We start from the raw sequence: 1,047 nt of genomic DNA on the forward strand, positions 1-1,047 counted from the left end.
AAACCACGTCCAGTCAGAGATGCGTAATTTTTGTGATACGCTGTCCACATGAACTGAGTCGCCGTTGGCTCGCCCTCCAATTCTGACACACCAGAGTCGTTTCGTTTATGCTCAAAGTGGATCTAGCTAAGTGGAACCAAACCGCCGATGACCTTCGGGAGGCGGCGCTGACGGGGGCGCATGCACGCACGCGCGAGCGGTTTTTGGCCTTGTACGAGCTGACGCAACAGGGTCGAGGCGCCACGGCGGTGGCCCGTCGCCTTGGGCGTCATCTGCAAACCCTGATCCGTTGGGTGCATCGCTACAATGCCGAGGGCCCGGCGGCGCTGGAGTTTGTGCGCACGGGCGGTGTCTCCCCTTTTTTGACCCGTTGAAGGACGCGGCGCTGGATCGACTCATCCGTGACAGTGTAGCGGCCGCCGCGGCGCCGGCGATGCAGCGCGAAGCGGAAACGGGGCGGTTGGTACCTCATGAGGCGTTGGAGGCGCACACGGCGCCAGCGCGCTGGACCCTCAAACGCTTGGTGGAGTGGATCGAGGGCACGTTCGAGCGCCGTGTTAGCCGCGAAACGGTGCGTCGGGCGCTCAAGCGCCTGGGGTTTTCGTGGAAGAAAGCCAAGGCGTTACTCAATCGCGCCTCCACGGCAGCGCGCGAAGCCTTCGTCGAGCGTCTCCAGGGGATCCTCCAGCGCACCCTGGGTCCAGAGGCGCCCTTGATGATCTATCTCGATGAAGCCCACATCCATCAGGACGCCGATTTGGGCTATGGCTGGGCGCCGACTGGAGAGCGCCTGTGGGTCGGCTCCCACAGCCCCGGGCTGTCGGCCAAAGTCAGCTTCTATGGGCTGTATGTCTACAACACCGGCCAGGTGGACATCTGGGATTTCCCCCGCGCCAACACCGAGCACACCCTGACGGTGTTGCGCCGGCTGCGCGAGCACCACCCCAATGGCGAGATTGTCCTGTTCTGGGATGGCGCCTCCTATCATCGCGCCGGGGCCGTGCGCGAGCTCGCTCAGGAGCTGTCGATCACCCTCCAACCGTTGCC

General features: G+C 63.7%; 2 protein-coding genes. Both read left to right on the top strand.

Translation table 11 applies throughout. From position 1 onward, the window contains the following. Nucleotides 1–107: 107 nt before the first annotated feature. Nucleotides 108–374 (top strand): helix-turn-helix domain-containing protein, encoded by a 267-nt coding sequence (locus tag GJ668_RS19775; RefSeq protein ID WP_155451793.1) that lies wholly within the window; start codon nt 108–110, stop codon nt 372–374. A 59-nt stretch (nt 375–433) separates the two neighbouring features. Then, nucleotides 434–1,047 (top strand): IS630 family transposase (locus tag GJ668_RS19780; protein ID WP_186343238.1); only part of this gene is annotated, 614 nt, incomplete at its 3' end.

Origin of the sequence: Allochromatium palmeri (genome assembly GCF_009720725.1) — a bacterium.
In the GTDB taxonomy this organism is placed as follows: Bacteria; Pseudomonadota; Gammaproteobacteria; order Chromatiales; family Chromatiaceae; genus Thermochromatium; species Thermochromatium palmeri.

Excerpts from the sequence above, each read along its gene's own strand:
- GJ668_RS19775 (WP_155451793.1), top strand. The coding sequence starts at position 108 with ATGCTCAAAGTGGATCTAGCTAAGTGGAACCAAACCGCCGATGACCTT.